The organism is Mycobacterium numidiamassiliense (assembly GCF_900157365.1).
In the GTDB taxonomy this organism is placed as follows: domain Bacteria; phylum Actinomycetota; class Actinomycetes; order Mycobacteriales; family Mycobacteriaceae; genus Mycobacterium; species Mycobacterium numidiamassiliense.
Map to the genome: position 1 here is coordinate 229588 of NZ_FUEZ01000003.1, position 17331 is coordinate 246918.

At 64.9% G+C, this 17331-nt stretch carries 18 protein-coding genes; 8 read left to right on the forward strand and 10 right to left on the reverse strand.

Going from position 1 to position 17331, the window contains the following annotated elements; genetic code table 11:
* The first annotated feature begins 76 nt into the window (after positions 1-76).
* From MNAB215_RS00815 to MNAB215_RS00825, 3 genes are read left to right on the forward strand one after another with little or no spacing between them, the layout of a single operon-like run.
* Complete coding sequence (locus MNAB215_RS00815; RefSeq protein ID WP_077077033.1) at positions 77-1654, forward strand: phytoene desaturase family protein; 1578 nt, start codon at positions 77-79, stop codon at positions 1652-1654.
* Between the two features lie 54 nt (positions 1655-1708).
* Entirely contained in the window at positions 1709-2155 is a 447-nt protein-coding gene (locus tag MNAB215_RS00820) for an SRPBCC family protein (RefSeq protein ID WP_077077034.1), read from the forward strand.
* On the forward strand, positions 2139-2693 hold the full coding sequence (locus MNAB215_RS00825) for a TetR/AcrR family transcriptional regulator (RefSeq protein ID WP_077077035.1): 555 nt from the start codon (positions 2139-2141) through the stop codon (positions 2691-2693). The genes MNAB215_RS00820 and MNAB215_RS00825 overlap by 17 nt, the downstream gene beginning before the upstream one ends.
* Here MNAB215_RS00825 and MNAB215_RS00830 read toward each other — a convergent pair whose 3' ends face one another.
* Positions 2694-3266 (reverse strand): TetR/AcrR family transcriptional regulator, encoded by a 573-nt coding sequence (locus tag MNAB215_RS00830; protein WP_077077036.1) that lies wholly within the window; start codon positions 3264-3266, stop codon positions 2694-2696. It abuts the gene before it with no gap.
* 100 nt (positions 3267-3366) lie between these two features.
* On the opposite strand from MNAB215_RS00830, the gene MNAB215_RS00835 reads away from it, so the two are divergent.
* Positions 3367-4284: an SDR family oxidoreductase gene (locus MNAB215_RS00835; RefSeq protein ID WP_077077037.1), complete on the forward strand. Its 918-nt coding sequence runs from the start codon at positions 3367-3369 to the stop codon at positions 4282-4284.
* Here the strand turns inward: MNAB215_RS00835 and MNAB215_RS00840 are convergent.
* Both MNAB215_RS00840 and MNAB215_RS00845 read right to left on the reverse strand, forming a co-directional pair.
* Entirely contained in the window at positions 4246-5796 is a 1551-nt protein-coding gene (locus MNAB215_RS00840; RefSeq protein ID WP_077077038.1) for a flavin-containing monooxygenase, read from the reverse strand. The genes MNAB215_RS00835 and MNAB215_RS00840 overlap by 39 nt on opposite strands.
* 155 nt (positions 5797-5951) lie before the next feature.
* A complete protein-coding gene (locus tag MNAB215_RS00845) occupies positions 5952-6692 on the reverse strand; it encodes a TetR/AcrR family transcriptional regulator (protein ID WP_077078310.1) in 741 nt (246 codons plus the stop codon).
* A gap of 116 nt (positions 6693-6808) precedes the next feature.
* Here MNAB215_RS00845 and MNAB215_RS00850 point away from each other — a divergent pair, with 116 nt between their 5' ends.
* The gene (locus MNAB215_RS00850; protein ID WP_245830090.1) at positions 6809-7720 is read left to right on the forward strand and encodes an alpha/beta fold hydrolase; all 912 of its coding nucleotides are present in this window, start codon (positions 6809-6811) and stop codon (positions 7718-7720) included.
* 7 nt (positions 7721-7727) lie between these two features.
* Here the strand turns inward: MNAB215_RS00850 and nrdE are convergent, their stop codons facing one another.
* From nrdE to MNAB215_RS00875, 4 genes are all read right to left on the reverse strand, one after another.
* The gene (gene nrdE, locus MNAB215_RS00855; protein WP_077077040.1) at positions 7728-9896 is read right to left on the reverse strand and encodes a class 1b ribonucleoside-diphosphate reductase subunit alpha; all 2169 of its coding nucleotides are present in this window, start codon (positions 9894-9896) and stop codon (positions 7728-7730) included.
* Entirely contained in the window at positions 9863-10312 is a 450-nt protein-coding gene (gene nrdI, locus MNAB215_RS00860) for a class Ib ribonucleoside-diphosphate reductase assembly flavoprotein NrdI (RefSeq protein ID WP_077077041.1), read from the reverse strand. The genes nrdE and nrdI overlap by 34 nt, the downstream gene beginning before the upstream one ends.
* Before the next feature lie 28 nt (positions 10313-10340).
* Entirely contained in the window at positions 10341-10580 is a 240-nt protein-coding gene (locus tag MNAB215_RS00865; protein WP_077077042.1) for a redoxin NrdH, read from the reverse strand.
* Positions 10581-11085: 505 nt separating this feature from the next.
* Positions 11086-11643 carry an NAD(P)H-dependent oxidoreductase gene (locus tag MNAB215_RS00875; protein ID WP_217348892.1) on the reverse strand — a complete coding sequence of 186 codons (558 nt, stop codon included), beginning with the start codon at positions 11641-11643 and terminating at the stop codon, positions 11086-11088.
* An 89-nt stretch (positions 11644-11732) separates the two neighbouring features.
* Here MNAB215_RS00875 and MNAB215_RS00880 point away from each other — a divergent pair, with 89 nt between their 5' ends.
* The gene (locus MNAB215_RS00880; RefSeq protein WP_077077043.1) at positions 11733-12347 is read left to right on the forward strand and encodes a TetR/AcrR family transcriptional regulator; all 615 of its coding nucleotides are present in this window, start codon (positions 11733-11735) and stop codon (positions 12345-12347) included.
* Between the two features lie 13 nt (positions 12348-12360).
* The gene (locus MNAB215_RS00885) at positions 12361-13398 is read left to right on the forward strand and encodes a DNA polymerase IV (RefSeq protein WP_077077044.1); all 1038 of its coding nucleotides are present in this window, start codon (positions 12361-12363) and stop codon (positions 13396-13398) included.
* On the opposite strand, the gene MNAB215_RS00890 is transcribed toward MNAB215_RS00885, so the two are convergent.
* Both MNAB215_RS00890 and MNAB215_RS00895 read right to left on the reverse strand, forming a co-directional pair.
* Positions 13360-14265 carry an SDR family oxidoreductase gene (locus MNAB215_RS00890; RefSeq protein ID WP_077077045.1) on the reverse strand — a complete coding sequence of 302 codons (906 nt, stop codon included), beginning with the start codon at positions 14263-14265 and terminating at the stop codon, positions 13360-13362. The genes MNAB215_RS00885 and MNAB215_RS00890 overlap by 39 nt on opposite strands.
* 36 nt (positions 14266-14301) lie before the next feature.
* A complete protein-coding gene (locus MNAB215_RS00895) occupies positions 14302-14868 on the reverse strand; it encodes a TetR/AcrR family transcriptional regulator (protein WP_108637505.1) in 567 nt (188 codons plus the stop codon).
* Between the two features lie 204 nt (positions 14869-15072).
* Between MNAB215_RS00895 and MNAB215_RS00900 the strand changes: the two genes are divergently transcribed.
* Complete coding sequence (locus MNAB215_RS00900; protein ID WP_077077047.1) at positions 15073-16554, forward strand: cytochrome P450; 1482 nt, start codon at positions 15073-15075, stop codon at positions 16552-16554.
* Positions 16555-16565: 11 nt separating this feature from the next.
* On the opposite strand, the gene MNAB215_RS00905 is transcribed toward MNAB215_RS00900, so the two are convergent.
* Positions 16566-17084: a 2-isopropylmalate synthase gene (locus MNAB215_RS00905; RefSeq protein ID WP_077077048.1), complete on the reverse strand. Its 519-nt coding sequence runs from the start codon at positions 17082-17084 to the stop codon at positions 16566-16568.
* Between the last annotated feature and the right edge of the window lie 247 nt (positions 17085-17331).

Below are 17331 nucleotides of genomic sequence, written 5' to 3' on the forward strand. Positions count from 1 at the left end.
ATGTCATCATTGACGCAAATATGTCAGATATGACATCGTGCCTTCAGTCGGGAGATCACTACCTTCAGGAGTCGCCATGGCGGACTACGACGCAATTGTCATCGGAGCAGGTCACAACGGTCTGGTCGCCGCGAATGTCCTGGCCAAGGGCGGGGCGAAAGTGCTCGTGTTGGAGCGCGCGCACTTCCTCGGGGGCATGGCCGCGACCCGGGAACTCTTCGACGGATACAAGCACAGCGTCGGCGCCTGGGCGGTGCTGATCTGGCGCCAGGAGATGACCGAGCGCCTGGAGCTCACCAAGTGGGGCTTCGAACTGATGAATCAGTGGACGTCGACCTGCACCTTCGGCGACGCCGAAGACACCCCGTTCGTGATGTACAACGACCTCGAGCGCATGGGGCGTCATTTGCTCGAGGACCACGGACCCGACGTCGCCGCCGGCCTCGGCGGCCTCTTCGCCCACATCGGGCGCTTCGCGCCATATTTCGTCGACTCCGCGTTCGGCCCACCGCTGGACATCATCGAGGTCATCGCCTCCCAGCCCACGCCCGAGGCCCGGCACGACTTCGCTCAGATGTGGTACGGCAGCACGATGGACACGGTGCGCCGTTTCCTGGCGCCCGACCAGGGCCGCTGCATTCAGGGCTCGTTGGCCGCGATGTCCATCGACGCCTTCGACGGCGGCCCGTGGACACCGGGCTCGAACGCATCGACGCTCTATCACTACCTGATCGGCGGCGGCAACGTCGAATACATCATGCCGCGCGGTGGCATTGGCTCACTGAGCACCGCGCTGTGCCGGCGCGCCGAATCGCTGGGCGCCGAGGTCCAGATGAAGCAGCACGTCAAGCAGATCCTGGTCACCGACGGGCGCGCCACCGGTGTCGAATTACGGGATGGCACAACGATTTCCGCCGACGCCGTACTGTCGTCCCTCGACCCTTTCACCACTTTCGTGAATCTGGCCGGCGCGCAGAACTTTCCGCCCGACTACATCCGCAAGATCAAGGAGATCAACTTCAACCTGGGATACATCCAGGCGCACTTGACCATTGACCAAGCGCCGCAATGGATCGAACGGCTACAGCCGTACATGCAGGACAACGGCCAATGGTGTCCCACCGTCGCGTACGCGCCGTCGGCGGAGTACATCAGCGACGCCTGGGAGCAATACCGCAAGGGTCAGCTGCCCGACGCTCCACCCACCTATTTGTACATCCCCAGCATGGTCGACTCGTCGCTGGCACCCGAAGGCAAGCACAGCGCAACAATTTTCACGCCGTACTTCCCCACCGGACTCGACGCCGACGAAAACCGAAGCTGGAAGGAGCAATACGCCGACACCTGTGTGCGCATCTTCGACACGTTCGCGCCCGGGTTCGCCGACTCCGTCACCAACCGTGTGGTCTTCTCCAACCGCTACTTCGGCAGCACCTTCAGCGCGCACGCGGGCGACTACTCGCACGGCCTGTTGCAACCCAACCAGCTGTGGACCGGCCGCGTCGTGGAGGGCGCCGACAAGTTCGCCACGCCGGTCGACGGGCTCTACCTCTGCGGCCAGTGCACCCACCCCGGGCCCGGAGTGACCGGCATCCCCGGGTGGAACGGCGCCGAAGCCGCCCTCAAACACCTCAACGCACGCGTGCAGGCATAAGCACGGGGGCAACGCCTACTTGCAAGGCACGCCGTTTCATGTACCATTTGGTACATGTTTACGGAAGACAGCATCGAGATCGAGGCGCCGCCGCAGCTGGTATGGGATGTCTTCAGCGATGTCGAGCACTGGCCCGAGTGGACCGACTCGGTGACGTCGCTGGCCGGGCAGGACGGCTCCGCCCTGGCCGTCGGCAGGCGGTTCGCGATCAAACAGCCCGGCATGCAGAAGCTGGTCTGGCAGGTCACCGAGATCGAGCCGGGTACGTCCTGGACCTGGGTGCAACGATCCCCCGGCGTGAACGTCGTCGCCCGCCACTTCGTGACCGCCCGACCCGGCGGCGGCACGTTGGTGCGCCAGGAACTCGACCAGCGCGGCTTCCTCGGCGCACCGGTCGGGTGGCTGATGGTCAAGAAGACCAGGCGCTTCCTCGCGATGGAGGCCAAGGGCCTCAAGGGCCGTTCTGAGGAGCTCAGCCGCGCCAATGGCCCGCACGCCTGACCTGGCGCGGCGCCGCGAACTGCTCGAGGCGCTCTTCGACGAGTTCGCCGCGGGCGGCATCGGCGACCGCTCCCTGCGTGACGTCGCCGCCGCGGCCGGCACCAGCCACCGGATGTTGTTGCACCACTTCGGTTCTCGAGACGACCTACTGATCGCGGTCGTCGAGGAGGCCGAACGCCGCCAGATGGCCCTCGTCGGTGGCTTACCGACCGATCCCGCCGAAGGCTTCGCCGCCATGTGGGCCGACCTGCGTCGCCCCGAACTGCGCCAGCTGGAACGCCTGTTCTTCGAGTGCTACTCGCGCGCGGCACAAGGCGAAAAGCCCTTCACGCAAATGGTTCCCGGCGCCGTCGACGGCTGGCTGCACCAGGTCGAGGCAGCTGCGGCCGGCGTCCCCTACGACGGCGCGATGGCGCGGCTCGGGCTGGCCGTCACCCGTGGCCTGCTGTTGGATCTCGTCGCGACCGACGACGAGGCCGGGGTGGACGCGGCCGCGCGGGCCTTCGTCGAGCTGCTCAGGGCGGCGTCGGGCGAGTAGTCACTTGGCTTTGGGCAACACCGAAATCAGCGTGTCGACAAGTTCCTCGGCGCTGGTGTGCCACTTGTCCAAATCCATGTGGCCGCTCAAGTCCAAGCCCGTGATCCCGTGGGCGCTGGTCAAGAGGAGCGCACCGTAACGGCGAGCCTGCTCCGGACCCGTGATGCGACCCACGATCTTGAGGAACAGATACTGCGCGCGTTCGGCCACCCGCATCGCCGCGGTCGGATCACCCGCCGGTGGGATGAACATGAGCCGGTACAGGTGCGGCCGGCTGCGGCCGATATCGATGAGCGAGAGCAGACCGGAGCGCAGGGATTCCTCGGGCGAATCGTCGCTATTGACCAACACCTCGAGTGCATCACCCAACTCGCTCAACGCATTTGTGGCCACGACCGCGAGCAGCGACTCCTTGTCGGCGAAGTGGCGGTACGCCGCGGAGCGCGAGACCCCACTGCGAGCCCCCACCTCGCGCAGCGTCACCGCCTCGACTCCGCCGAGGTCGAGCAACGCCCCCGCCGCCTCGATCAGCGAACGCCGCGTCGCCGCAGCACTCTCCGATCGACTCGCCATCCGCAGAGCATAAGCCCGACATCCGAGTTGACAACGTCAACCCAACGGCTTAGTTTCAGTTGACAGCGTCAACTCAGCCACGACAACCGATGGAGCCGCCATGAATTCTTCGAATCGCGCCGACGGCAAAGAGCTGATTGTCGTCACCGGCGCTTCGACGGGAATGGGCGCGGCCACGGCTCGAGAACTGGCCCGCAAGGGTTTTCACGTGCTTGCCGGCGTGCGCCGCCAAGCCGACGCCGACGCGCTGGTGGCCGACGGTCCAGATGGGCTAGAACCGCGCATCCTCGACATCACCGTGGAATCCGACGTGGCCGCGATCGCCGAGCGCGTCGCGGGTGATCCGCTGCGTCGTCCCCTGCGCGCGCTCATCAACAACGCCGGGATCGCGATCAATGCGCCCGTCGAGACACTGCCAATAGCCGAGTGGCGCAGGCAGTTTGAGGTCAACCTGTTCGGTCACATCGCGATGACTCAGGCGCTGTTGCCGGCCCTACTGATCAGCTCGGGCACCGTCGTGAACATCAGTTCCGTCGGCGGCAAGGTGGTCTTGCCGACGTATGGCGCGTATGCCGGTTCGAAGTTCGCGCTGGAGGCGGTCAGCGATGCGCTGCGCCGCGAGGTCAGCGATGTCGGGATCAAGGTCGTCGTCGTCGAACCCGGCGCGGTCAAAACCAAGATGGCAGAGCGTGGAATCGCCACTGCCGAGGGACTCATGGCGAACATGACCGCAGCCCAGCTCGCACGTTACGACGACCTGGCCGGGGCCGTCACGGCACAAGCCCGATCGTTCGGCGAGACAGGCGTTTCGGCCGAACACGCCGCAAAGGTGATCGCCAAGGCCGCGACCACTTCCCGTCCCCGCACTCGCTACACCATCGGACGCGATGCCGCGATTCTGCTGCGAATCAGCCGCGTCGTCTCCGACCGTGTCCTGGACCGCATCGTTCGCCTGAATCTGCGGTCCTTTGCGAAAAGCTCAGCCGCGCAAGGCCGCCGGGCGGCGGTTGGCGCCTGAGCCGGCGCCCACCCCGAAGAATTCGTATTCGTCGGATCTGACCGAGCGGGTTTGCCGCCAGTACTCCCACGTGTAGCCGCCCCAGAGCACGGTGTTCTTGCCGTGTTCGTCGAGATACCAACTGCTGCAACCACCGGTGTTCCACACCGACGGGCCCAGCCTGCGTTGCAGATCGTCGTTGAACTTGTCCTGCGCGGCGCGCGTCGGGGCCAGCGCCTGGGCGCCCATCTTGTCGCACTTTTTGATCGCGTCGGCGATGTAGTGGATTTGGGATTCGATCATGAACACCACGGAGTTGTGGCCCAATCCGGTGTTGGGGCCCAAGAGAAAGAACAGGTTGGGCATGTTCGCGACGGTGATCCCGCGATGCGCGCCGATGCCTTCACGGTTCCAGCGGTCGACCAGGTCCTCGCCGTTACGCCCCTTGATCTGGACGTAGGTGTAGGAGTCGGTGACGTGAAAACCGGTGCCGTACACGATCACATCGACGGGACGTTCTTTTCCGTCGGCGGTGACTATCCCGTCGCGGGTGATCCGTGCGATGTGTTCGGTGACCAGTTCGGTCTTCGGGTCGGCGACCGCACGGTAATAGGTGGAGGAGTTCAGGATTCGCTTGCACCCTATGCGGTAGTTCGGGATCAGCTTACGGCGCAGCTCGCGGTCCTTCACTGAGCGACGGATGTTGTATTTGCAGTACGCCTCAATGAATTTCAGCAGGTTCGGTCGCTTGGTCATGCCGATAGCCAGCGACTCCTGCCCCCAGTAGATCGCCAGGCGCACGAGCGCGCGCAACCCGGGCACGGTCGCCATGGCCCGGCGCAGCGCCACGGGCAGGTCGGGGTTGGACCGCGGCACCACCCACGGGGGAGTGCGTTGGTAAAGCTGAAGTTCGCCGACCTGCCCGACGATCTCGGGCACGATCTGGATCGCGCTGGCGCCGGTGCCGATCATGGCCACCCGCTTGCCGGTGAGGTCGACGCTGTGATCCCACTGGGCGGAATGGAAAGCGGGACCGTGGAATTCGTCGCGGCCCTCGATGTCGGGGATGGACGGAATGTGCAGCGCGCCCGCACCCGAGATCAGGAACTGCCCGATGAATTCCCTTCCATCGGTAGTGAATACGTGCCAGCGGTGCTCGTCCTCGTCCCAGTGGCCCCGATCCACCAGTGAGTCGAATTCGACGTAGCGGCGCAACCCGTACTTCTCGGTGACGCCTTTGAGGTAGTCCCAGATCTCGGGCTGATAGGAGAACGGGTTCTTCCAGTCGGGCTTGGGCTCAAAGGAAAACGAGTAGAGGTGCGACGGGATGTCGCAGGCGCACCCGGGATAGCTGTTGTCGCGCCAGGTGCCACCGATGTCGCCGGCCTTCTCCAGGATGACGAAGTCGACACCCTGCTGCTGCAGCTTGATCGCCATACCCAGACCGGAGAATCCCGTCCCGATGATGATGGCGCGGGTGTGCACCGGCTCGTGTGTGGCGGTCGGCTCGATGTGCGTTGCGGCATCGGTCACGGTGGATCGGTCTTCCTATCGGGCCTGTCTCAGCTCGAGCGTCGGCCGGGGCATCTGACCCCGCCCGCAGCGGGCTGACGTGAATACCCAGTACCCCGGGTATCGGATACGACGAGTGTTATCGATGGCCGCGGCGATGTCAACGTCGCGCCCGCTCAGCTCGCGGCCGGGTTGCTCGGCAGCACGTCGTGAATCGGCTTATCGGGGTTAACCCGCAGGCCAAGCGCCTCGGCGGTGCCGACGATGACGCCCATCATGATCGTGGTCAGGTGCTCGACAAACTGCTCACGCGGCATGCGCCGCGGGCTGTCGGAGTCGGGGCCCAACCACCATTCGGTGGCCGAGGCGGCCGAGCCGAAGGCGGCGTGTGCGGCCAGTTCAACCGCCGCGTGGTCGAGCTTCATGTCGTGCAGCTCGTTGTCGAACATGTCGGCCATCGCCAGCGTGATCTCGCGACCCTCGTTCAGCGTCCGCAGCGTCGCCTCGGTAGGCGAGCCGGACCGCGCTTGGATGAAAACCCGCAGCACGTTGGGGTGTTTGTCGACGAGGGTGACGTACTCCTCGACGCTGCGGTGGATCACCTCGCGGGCCGAGTCGGTGGCCAAGTTGATCGACGGGAAGATCGCGCCCCACAGCATGTCGCGCAGGTGCTCCCCGATCGCCTCGAATAGATCGGACTTGTCGTGGAAATGCCGGTAGATCTTGGGCTTGGCGGTGCCGGCCTCTTCGGCGATTTCTCGCACGCTGAGCTCGGGTCCCAGGCGGTCTATCGCCCGGAAGGCGGCCTCGACGATCTCGGCGCGCACCTTCTTGCGGTGTTCACGCCAGCGTTCACTGCGCGCGTCGACCTTTGCCCCGGGTTTGACGCTGGGGTGGGGCCGAGGAATTCTCACCACATCAAGCACCTTACCGCGCTGCCGTCGCTGACCTGGGCAGACGGGGTGTTCGAACAGGACATGTGTCGTTCTGACGTTACGCTCGGCGACGACGACATGGAGGGATGGACTTATTGATGGCTCGCGTGGACGAACCGACCCAGCAGATCGAAGGTTCCGGCATCGAAGCGCCGGTCCCTCCGAAGGTGCGGCGGGCCTTCGGACTGCTGGAGCGCTTCGCGCCCGCGATCGGATCCAGGTGGGCCCTCGAAGTCTGGTGCACACCGCCCGACATGAACTCGAGCCTGCGCATGCCCCCCGGCGTCCCGGCAGGCGAACCGCTCGAGGCCACGTGGGAGGGGCACCGGGTTCAGGGCGAATCGTGGGGCGAGGGACCGCCGGTGTACCTGGTGCATGGCTGGGGTGGTTGCCGCGCGCATCTCGGGGTCTTCGTCAAACCGCTGGTCGCAACCGGGCATAAAGTCATCGCGTTCGACCTGCCCAGCCACAACGACTCCGACCGCGGCGCGCTCGCGCGGGGGCGGACCACCGTCGTTGAATGCGCCAAAGCAGTCGAGGCCGTCGTCCGCGCCCACGGGCCGGCGCGTGCCGTCGTGGCGCACTCCCTGGGCGCCAAGGCCGCAGCACTCGCGGCCGCGGCGGGCGCACCCGCGGAACGCTTGGTTTTTCTGGCACCGATGGGCGACTTCTCGCTGTATCTGGACATGTTCGCGGACCGGCACGGCTTCGGGCCGCGAATTCGTCGTGGTTTGCACCGCCGCCTCGACCGGCGGCTCGGCGTCCCGTTGTACGACACCGACCTACCCGTGGTGGCCGCCCGCACCGGTCACCTGCCTCTGCTGTTGGTGCACGACCCCGACGACCCCGACAGCCCATACGAAACCAGCGAGCGCATCGTCGACGTCTGGCCCGGCGCCAACCTGGTGACCACCCGCGGGCTAGGACGCCTGGCGCACTACCGCATCCTGCGACATCGCCCTGCCATCGACGCCGCGCTGGAGTTCATCGGCGGTGCGCCGATCGCCTAACTGCGGTCTACAGCATGCAGGAGACGCAGCCCTCGACTTCGGTGCCTTCCAGCGCCATCTGCCGGAGCCGGATGTAATAGAGCGTCTTGATTCCCTTACGCCAGGCGTAGATCTGCGCCTTGTTGACGTCACGGGTGGTGGCGGTGTCCTTGAAGAACAGCGTCAGCGAGAGCCCCTGGTCGACGTGCTGGGTGGCCGCCGCGTAGGTGTCGATGATCTTCTCGTAGCCGATTTCGTAAGCATCCTGGTAGTACTCCAGGTTGTCGTTGGTCAGGTACGGCGCCGGGTAGTAGACGCGGCCGATCTTGCCTTCCTTGCGGATCTCGATCTTGCTCGCCACCGGGTGGATCGAGCTGGTCGAGTGGTTGATGTAGGAGATCGACCCGGTCGGCGGCACCGCCTGCAGGTTCTGGTTGTAGATGCCGTGCGCCTGCACCGATTCCTTCAGCCGCTTCCAGTCGTCCTGGTTCGGGATGCGAATGTCGGCCTCGACGAACAGTTCCCGCACCCGCGCGGTCGCCGGTTCCCACACCTGCTCGGTGTACTTGTCGAAGAACTCACCCGACGCGTACTTGGAGCGCTCGAAACCTTTGAAGTGCGAACCGCGTTCGATTGCGATGCGGTTGGAGGCCCGCAGTGCGTGATACAGCACCGTATAGAAGTAGATGTTGGTGAAGTCGATACCTTCTTCAGAGCCGTATAAGATGCGCTCGCGAGCGAGGTAGCCGTGCAGGTTCATCTGCCCGAGCCCGATCGCGTGAGAATCGTTGTTGCCCTGCTCAATCGAGGGCACCGAGGTGATGTGGGTTTGGTCGCTGACCGAGGTCAGCGCGCGGATCGCCACCTCGATCGTCTGGGCGAAGTCCGGCGAGTCCATCGTCTTGGCGATGTTCAGCGAACCCAGGTTGCACGAAATGTCTTTGCCCACTTTGGCATACGACAAGTCGTCGTTGAACAACGACGGCGTGGACACCTGCAGGATCTCCGAGCACAGGTTCGAATGGGTGATCTTGCCCTCGATCGGGTTGGCCCGGTTCACCGTGTCCTCGAACATGATGTACGGATAGCCGGACTCGAACTGCAGCTCGGCCAGTGTCTGGAAGAACTCGCGCGCCTTGATCTTCGTCTTGCGGATGCGCGCGTCGTCGACCATCTCGTAGTACTTCTCGGTGATCGAGATGTCGGCGAACGGAACGCCGTAGACCCGCTCGACGTCGTACGGCGAGAACAGGTACATGTCCTCGTTGTTCTTGGCCAGCTCGAAGGTGATGTCGGGGATCACCACGCCCAGGCTCAGCGTCTTGATCCGGATCTTCTCGTCGGCGTTCTCGCGCTTGGTGTCCAGGAAGCGGTAGATGTCGGGGTGGTGCGCCTGCAGGTACACCGCGCCGGCACCTTGGCGCGCCCCCAGCTGGTTGGCGTAGGAGAACGAGTCCTCGAGCAGCTTCATGATCGGGATGACGCCCGACGACTGGTTTTCGATGTTCTTGATGGGCGCGCCGTGCTCACGAATGTTGCTCAGCAGCAAGGCAACTCCCCCGCCGCGCTTCGACAGCTGCAGCGCGGAGTTGATCGATCGCCCGATCGACTCCATGTTGTCCTCGATGCGCAGCAAGAAGCAGCTCACCGGTTCGCCGCGCTGCTTCTTGCCCGAGTTGAGGAATGTCGGCGTAGCCGGCTGGAACCGGCCGTCGATGATCTCATCGACCAGCTTCTCGGCCAGCGTGGTGTCACCGGAGGCCAGCGTCAGCGCCACCATCACGACACGATCCTCGAACCGCTCCAGGTAACGCTTGCCGTCGAAAGTCTTCAGCGTGTACGAGGTGTAGTACTTGAACGCGCCAAGGAACGTCGGGAAGCGAAACTTCTTGGCGTAGGCCCGGTCGAGCAGCGTCTTGACGAAGTTGCGCGAGTACTGGTCGAGCACCTCACGCTCGTAGTAGTTCTCCTTGATCAGGTAGTCGAGCTTCTCGTCCTGATTGTGGAAGAACACCGTGTTCTGGTTGACGTGCTCCAGGAAGTACTGGTGCGCGGCCTGGACGTCCTTGTCGAACTGGATCTTGCCGTCCGCGTCATACAGATTCAGCATCGCGTTGAGCGCGTGATAGTCCGTCTCCCCCGGCAACGCGTGGGCTCCGGTGGTTACAGGCTCTGCAGCTGTGACGGTAGGTGGCACGTCTCGTCCTTCCAAAAGTCAGCCAGTCCCGCGCGGACGGCTTCCACGTCGTCGGGTGTTCCCATGAGTTCAAAGCGATAGAGATATGGCACGCCGCATTTGCGGGACACGACATTGCCCGCGTAGGCGAACTCCGTGCCGAAGTTGTTGTTGCCCGCGGCGATGACGCCGCGGATCAACGCACGGTTGTGCTCGTTGTTCAAAAAGGCGATGACCTGTTTGGGGACGTAGCCACCGTTGTTGATGTCCGGGGTTGCCCGGCCGCCGCCGTAGGTGGGCAGTATCAAGACATACGGTTCGTCGACCTCGATGCGCCCGTGTAGCGGTATCCGCGTGGCGGGAACACCCAGCTTCTGCACGAAGCGGTGGGTGTTCTCCGACACCGAAGAGAAATAGACCAGGTTGCGCGACTGCACCGCAACCTCCTTACTCGTCGTCTACCCGCTAGGCGCTGAGCGCCGCTCCTGCGAGTGCCTTGATGCGGTCGGGACGGAAGCCCGACCAATGGTCGTTCCCAGCCACCACCACGGGGGCCTGGAGATAGCCCAGCGCCATCACGTAGTCCCGCGCCTCGGAGTCCAGGCTGATGTCGATCGAGTCATAGGCGAGACCCTGTTTGTCCAGAGCTTTGTAAGTCGCGCTGCACTGGACACACGCCGGCTTGGTGTACACGGTGATGCTCATAGAATGCCGCTCCTTCGCGGATGGACTGATCTTTGGACTGGCAACTGCTTGGGGTAGTACGTCTGCGCTACATTCAGCGCTCCGCCAAGCCCCGTGATTCCCGTGGAGCGGCTGTCGGCTCGAAGTCTCGCTTCGACGTGTTCCAGCCATTTCGGGAAGGTCCACCAAGGCCCGGTCAGCTTGGTGATCCTGGGATCTGTCGGCCTTCGAAACACTACACCTAGTGGCCGACAAGAACTCGAGATACAAGATGTTCTGAATAACAATTCTGAAATTCCCTGGTCGTAAGGCCCGACGTGGACATCCATACGGCGTGTCGCACGTCACAAGTCGCGTCGCGGCGAATCATGCGCATTGGTTTACCACCGGGCACTGACATCGCCCCGTCCGCGACCGTCACGAGCCCTCACTAGCAAAGCCGCCAGCAGCGGCTGGCGGCTTTGACTATGTAGTTGGCCCAACCGTGCTGGTCGCCCGGCACACGGCTTGTCGGATACGGCTAAATTCAGCTGACTTCGGCGACGAGCTTGCCGACGACGTCACGCACATTCTCGACCAGTTCGGCGTGCTCGGCGGGCGCCTTGCCTTCCAGGGCCCGGAACGGCACCGAGAGCTTGATCGTCTCGACCACCTGGGCGCCGGCGATCCCGAAGGACTTGCGGGTGTCGTCGTGTGCCCACACCCCGCCGTACTGGCCGAACGATCCGCCGATCACCGCCAACGGCTTGCCCTTCAGGGCGCCGTCGCCGAACGGGCGGGAGAGCCAGTCGATCGCGTTCTTGATGACGGCCGGGTAGCTGCCGTTGTATTCCGGGGTGACCACCAGGGCAGCGTCCGCCTCGGCCGCCGCGGCACGCAGCGCATTCACCGCGGCCAGCGGCGGGGCGTCGGTGTTCATGACGTCGTCGATTTCCTCGTTATAGAACGGCACGTCCGCCAGGCCCTCGAAGACGGTCACGGCGACGCCGTCCGGAGCCACGTCTACCGCCAGCTCGGCAATATTGCGGTTGAGCGACGCCGCGCGCAGGCTCCCCACCAACGCCAATACTTTGATCTCTGCCACTGTTCCGTCCCTTCGCTTACTGGTCTACATCCTTGCACGCTACAAACGGACTGTAGTCCGTTTTATTCCCGCCGCGCTACAGTGCAACGGTGAGCGGAGTCGAGCGGTTGGGCGAGTTGCCCGTTTCTGCTGCACAGGAGCTCCCGCACGAACGCGGCGACGCCGCCCGCAACCGAGCGCTGTTGTTAGAGGCGGCCCGCAACCTGGTCGACAAGCGCGGCGCGGACGCCGTCACCATGGACGCCATCGCGGCGGAGGCCGGCGTCGGCAAGGGCACGGTGTTCCGCCGCTTCGGCAGCCGGGCCGGCCTGATGATGGTGCTGCTCGACGAGGACGAACGGGCCAGTCAGCAGGCCTTCCTGTTCGGGCCGCCGCCGCTGGGTCCCGAGGCGCCGCCGATGGATCGGTTGGTGGCCTTCGGCCGGGAGCGGCTGTGCTTCGTCCATCACCACCACGCGCTGCTGTCGGCGGCCAAGGGCGATCCGCAGACCCGTCATGTCGGGGCGGCCGCGGTACAGCGCACCCATGTGCGGGTGCTGTTGGCGGCCGCAAAAACCACCGGAGATCTCGACGTTCAGACCGACGCGCTGCTGGCCCTGCTCGACGTCGACTACGTCGAGCATCAACTCGACTTCGGCGGCCACACCCTCGAGAGCCTGGGCGATGCGTGGGAAAGCCTGGCGCGCAAGCTGTGTGGACGGTGATCGACGGCCGCCTATGCCGACATCGCGTTGGGTCCTGCACGTCGACCTCGACCAGTTCCTGGCCTCGGTCGAACTGCAGCGCCACCCGGAGCTAGCCGGATTGCCGGTGATCGTCGGCGGCAGCGGCGATCCCACCGAACCGCGCAAGGTCGTCACGTGCGCGTCGTATGAAGCCCGCGAGTTCGGGGTGCACGCGGGCATGCCGTTGCGCACCGCTGCCCGACGCTGCCCCGGCGCCACCTTCCTGCCGTCGGACCCGGCGGCCTACGACGCGGCATCCGATCGGGTCATGGGGTTGTTGCGGGATGTGGGATATCCCGTCGAGGTGTGGGGCTGGGACGAAGCGTATGTCGCTGTGACAGAGGCCGATCCGATCGACGTCGCCGAACAGATCCGCGCCGTCGTCCTCTCCGAAACCGGGCTGTCCTGTTCGATCGGCATCAGCGACAACAAGCAGCGCGCCAAGGTGGCCACGGGCTTCGCCAAACCAGCGGGCATCTTCGTCCTCACCGACGCGAACTGGATGGACGTGATGGCCGACCGTCCGGTCGATGCCTTATGGGGAGTGGGCCCCAAGACGACGAAAAAGCTTGCCGCCCTAAGCATCACCACCGTGCGAGAGCTTGCCCATAGCGATGCGGAGCTACTCACGTCCGCGTTCGGCCCGCGCACCGGCCTGTGGCTGCTGCTGCTCGCCAAGGGAGGCGGCGACGAGAACGTCAGCGCCGAGCCGTGGATTCCCCGCTCGCGCAGCCACGTCGTCACCTTCCCGCGCGACCTCACCGATCGGTCCGAAATGGACTCGGCCGTAACGGAATTGGCGACACGAGCGCTCGACGATGTGGTGGCGTCGGCTCGAATCGTCACCCGGGTGGCGGTGACCGTGCGCACCGCGACGTTTCATACCCGCACCAAAATCCGCAAGCTGGCGGCACCCACCACCGATCCCGACGTCATCGTCGCCGCCGCCCTGCGCGTCCTGATCCTGTTCGACCTCGACCGCCCGGTGCGGCTACTCGGGGTGCGACTCGAATTGGCCATGCCGCAGTAGCGGTGCCGGGCTGGGCCGCAGTGCGCGCGTGAATATCACGTTCACCTGGCGCATCACCACGCTGTAGGGCCACCACGCCAGCCGTTTGAACGCATACAGCGCCCGGATGTCCTGCGAGGTGTAGATCAAATACCGATTCTTGTGCACCCCCGCCAAAATCTTGTCGGCCGCCGTTTCGGGCGATACGGCATGATGCCCGAAGCGGTCCACCCAGCGGCTCACCGTGGGATCCTCGCGGTCGACGCCGGCGATCTCGATCGTCTTGACCAGCGGCGTCTCCACCGCGCCCGGCACCACCACCGACACCCCGATGCGGTGCCGGGCCAGGTCGAAGCGCAGCACCTCGGAAAGGCCGCGTAATCCGTATTTACTGGCGCTGTATGCCGCATGCCAGGGCAGCCCGACCAGTCCGGCCGCCGACGACACATTGACCAACCGCCCACCACGACCGGCGGCCATCATCGGCGGGACGAACGTCTCGATAACGTGGATGGGCCCCATCAGGTTGATTGCGATCACCTTGCTCCACTGCTCGTGGCTCAGTCGGTCGACGGTTCCCCACGCCGACACCCCGGCGATATTCATCACGACGTCCATGCTGGGGTGCCTCGCGTGGATATCCGCGGCAAAGGCCGCGACCTGGTCATAGTCGGCGATATCGAGCACGCGGTGCTCGGCCACGTGCACGCCCAGCGCGCGGGCGTCGGCCACCGTCTGCGCCAAGCCGTCCGCGTCGCGGTCCGTCAAAAACAACTCGGCGCCGTATGCCGCGAGCCGCAATGCGGTGGCGCGGCCGATGCCGCTGGCCGCACCGGTGACAAAGCACCGCTTCCCCGCGAAGTACTGCCAGGCTGCCCTCTGCCCCATGGCGTTGACGATACCGGCGGTAACAGCCAGTGACCGCTAGCCGCCGCCACCCCATAGCGCGCTCAGCCACAACTGCTCGAGAAGACGGACGCGTCGGTCCAGGTCGTCGACGTCACCGACGAAGATCGGGTCGCCGGTCAGCATCAGGGAAGTGGTCCCAATCAGGGTCCGGACCAGTGTCGGGATGTCGTCGCTGATCGGGTTCGCGGTTCCGGCCGCCAGTTCCGCCTCGACGACGCCGACGATATCGCGCAACACCACCTCGAACTGCTGTCCGAGGATGTCGCGGATCTCGGCGTCGGTATGGCGGGCGGCGTTGCAGGCCGTCATCACCGGGTCGTTGTGCACGTATACCGCGGCGGCACTGCGCACCATGCGCTTGGCGAACTGTTCCGGTGACTCGCCGGGCTGCCGGGGGGCGAAGTATTGCGTGAGCTCTTCGAGCTCTTCGGTGGCCTCGGCCATGATCTGCGCCAGCACCGCGTACTTCGAGTCGAAATAGAAGTAGAAGCCCGATCGGGCGACGCCGGCGCGCTGGCTGATCGAGCTGACCGACAGCTCGCCGAACGGTTTTTCCTCCAGCAGCTCACGCACCGCCGTCATGATGGCTTGTCGATGTTTGTCACCGCGCCGCCTGGTGGCCGGCTCGCCCGGTCCAGGATTCACGGCCTCGCTACTCACACCCCGACCTTGCACCACGCCACAGGAAAAGCAAACTTGACAGCCGTCAAGTTCGTGACCAAGGATGAATAATTTAGTGACAGCGGTCACCTGGCCGGGGTCCGCAAGCAGCGCAAAGGAGCGTCAATGGTCGCGACCATCAGCACCCCGCACTACCTGCTCGACCAGGCGCGGCGCCGGTTCACGCCGTCGTTCAACAATTTTCCTGGCATGGGCGTGGTGGAACGCAAGCTGCTGAATCACCAATTCCCGGAGCGCAAGCTCGCTGACCCGCCGCCGGGCAGCGGACTGAAAACGGCCGTGGGTGACGCGGGGCTGCCGGTCATCGGGCACATCATCGAAATGATGCGCGGTGGCCCCGACTATGTGAAATTCCTGTACGAGACCAAAGGCCCTGTGGTGTTCGGCGATTCACCGGTACTCCCCGGCATCGCCGCGCTGGGCCCGGACGCCGCGCAGGTCGTCTACTCCAACCGCAACAAGGACTACTCGCAGCAGGGCTGGGTCCCGGTGATCGGGCCGTTCTTCCACCGCGGCCTGATGCTGCTGGACTTCGAAGAACACATGTTCCACCGGCGGATCATGCAAGAGGCCTTCGTCCGGTCCCGGCTGGTCAGCTACGTCGAGCAGATGGACCAGGTGGTCTCGAAGACGATCGCCAACGACTGGGTGCCCAACGACGCGCGCTTCCTGCTCTACCCCGCGATGAAGGAGCTGACGCTCGACATCGCCTCGATGGTGTTCATGGGCCACGAGCCGGGCACCGACCACGACCTGGTGACCAAGGTCAATAACGCGTTCGCCATCACCACCCGCGCCGGCAACGCGATCATTCGCACCCCGGTGCCGCCGTTTACCTGGTGGCGGGGCCTCAAGGCGCGCGAACTGCTGGAGAACTACTTCCGCGAGCGGGTCCAGGAACAACGCGCCAACCCGGGCACCGACCTGCTGTCGGTGTTGTGCCAGACCGAGGACGAGGACGGCAACACGTTCTCCGACGAAGACATCGTCAACCACATGATCTTCCTGATGATGGCCGCCCACGACACCTCGACGTCGACGGTGACGACCATGGCCTACAACCTGGCCGGCCACCCCGAGTGGCAGCAGCGTTGCCGCGAGGAATCCGACCGCCTTGGCGACGGCCCGCTCGACATCGACGCGCTGGAGAAGCTGGAATCGCTGGATCTGGTGATGAACGAGTCGATCCGGCTGGTGACGCCGGTGCAGTGGGCCATGCGGCAGACGGTGCGCGACACCGACCTGCTGGGCTACTACATCCCCAAGGGCACCAACGTCATCGCCTACCCGGGAATGAATCACCGGCTACCCGAATTGTGGACGGACCCAATGAAATTCGACCCGGAACGATTCACCGAGCCGCGCAATGAGCACAAGCGACACCGCTACGCGTTCACACCGTTCGGCGGGGGCGCCCACAAGTGCATCGGGATGGTGTTCGGGCAGCTGGAGATCAAGACGATCCTGCACCGGTTGCTGCGCAAGTATCGGCTCGAGCCGCCCCGCCCAGGCTACAAGTGCGAGTGGGACTATGGCGGCATGCCGGTGCCGAAGGACGGCATGCCGATTGTGCTGCGCCCACTGTGATTTCGCGCCGGCTAGGCGGCCTTTTGCTCGCCTTCTAGCCGGTTAGCGCACGCGATCAGCGCGCGCAGCGCCGACTGCGTCGGGTCGTCACCCAAGCCCATGGCCCACTCGGTACGGATGCCGTTGGTGCCGCAGATGAAGGTGGCGACGGAATCGCCCGAGCGCATTTGGTGGAACTTCACTGTCTCCAAGGTGATCCCACGCTCGTGCAGCATCGCGGTGAGCGCAGCGACGGGTCCGCTGGCGGCCGCGGTCGAGGTGCTGATGCGATCGCCGACGGCGATCACGGCCCGGAAATTGCTGGCCTGCGGGCCGAGGCGCCGCGCGGACGGCTCGGGATCGGTGCACTGCCAATGGCCCAGCCGCAGGGGGCCGGGGCCGTGACCGTACGTCGCGACGAAGCTGGCCCAGGACATGGCCTCGGCGCGCTCACGCAGACCGCGGGGCAACGAAACGCCGAAGTGAGCTGCGAACCACGCGTTGGCCCCGTACTCGCGCGCGGGGACGCGACTGGAGTCCAGCGCGCACATCGAGCGAGGCCCGGAAAGAGTTTGGGATAGAGGCACGGTATCGGTCTTCTCTGCTCAGAGGGAGCGACCGACGGTAGTAGCTTCCGACCCACAGCGGGGGGTCGGTCTGGGATCAGACCCCGCTGCGGGTACTGGCTACTACGGCACTCAGAAGACGCATGATCGCCGACACTAGACGCCCCGCGCCCCGAGTGCAAATTCCTTTGGGAGGCGCCGCCGGTATCCCGTATCCGAAGCCTCGTTACGT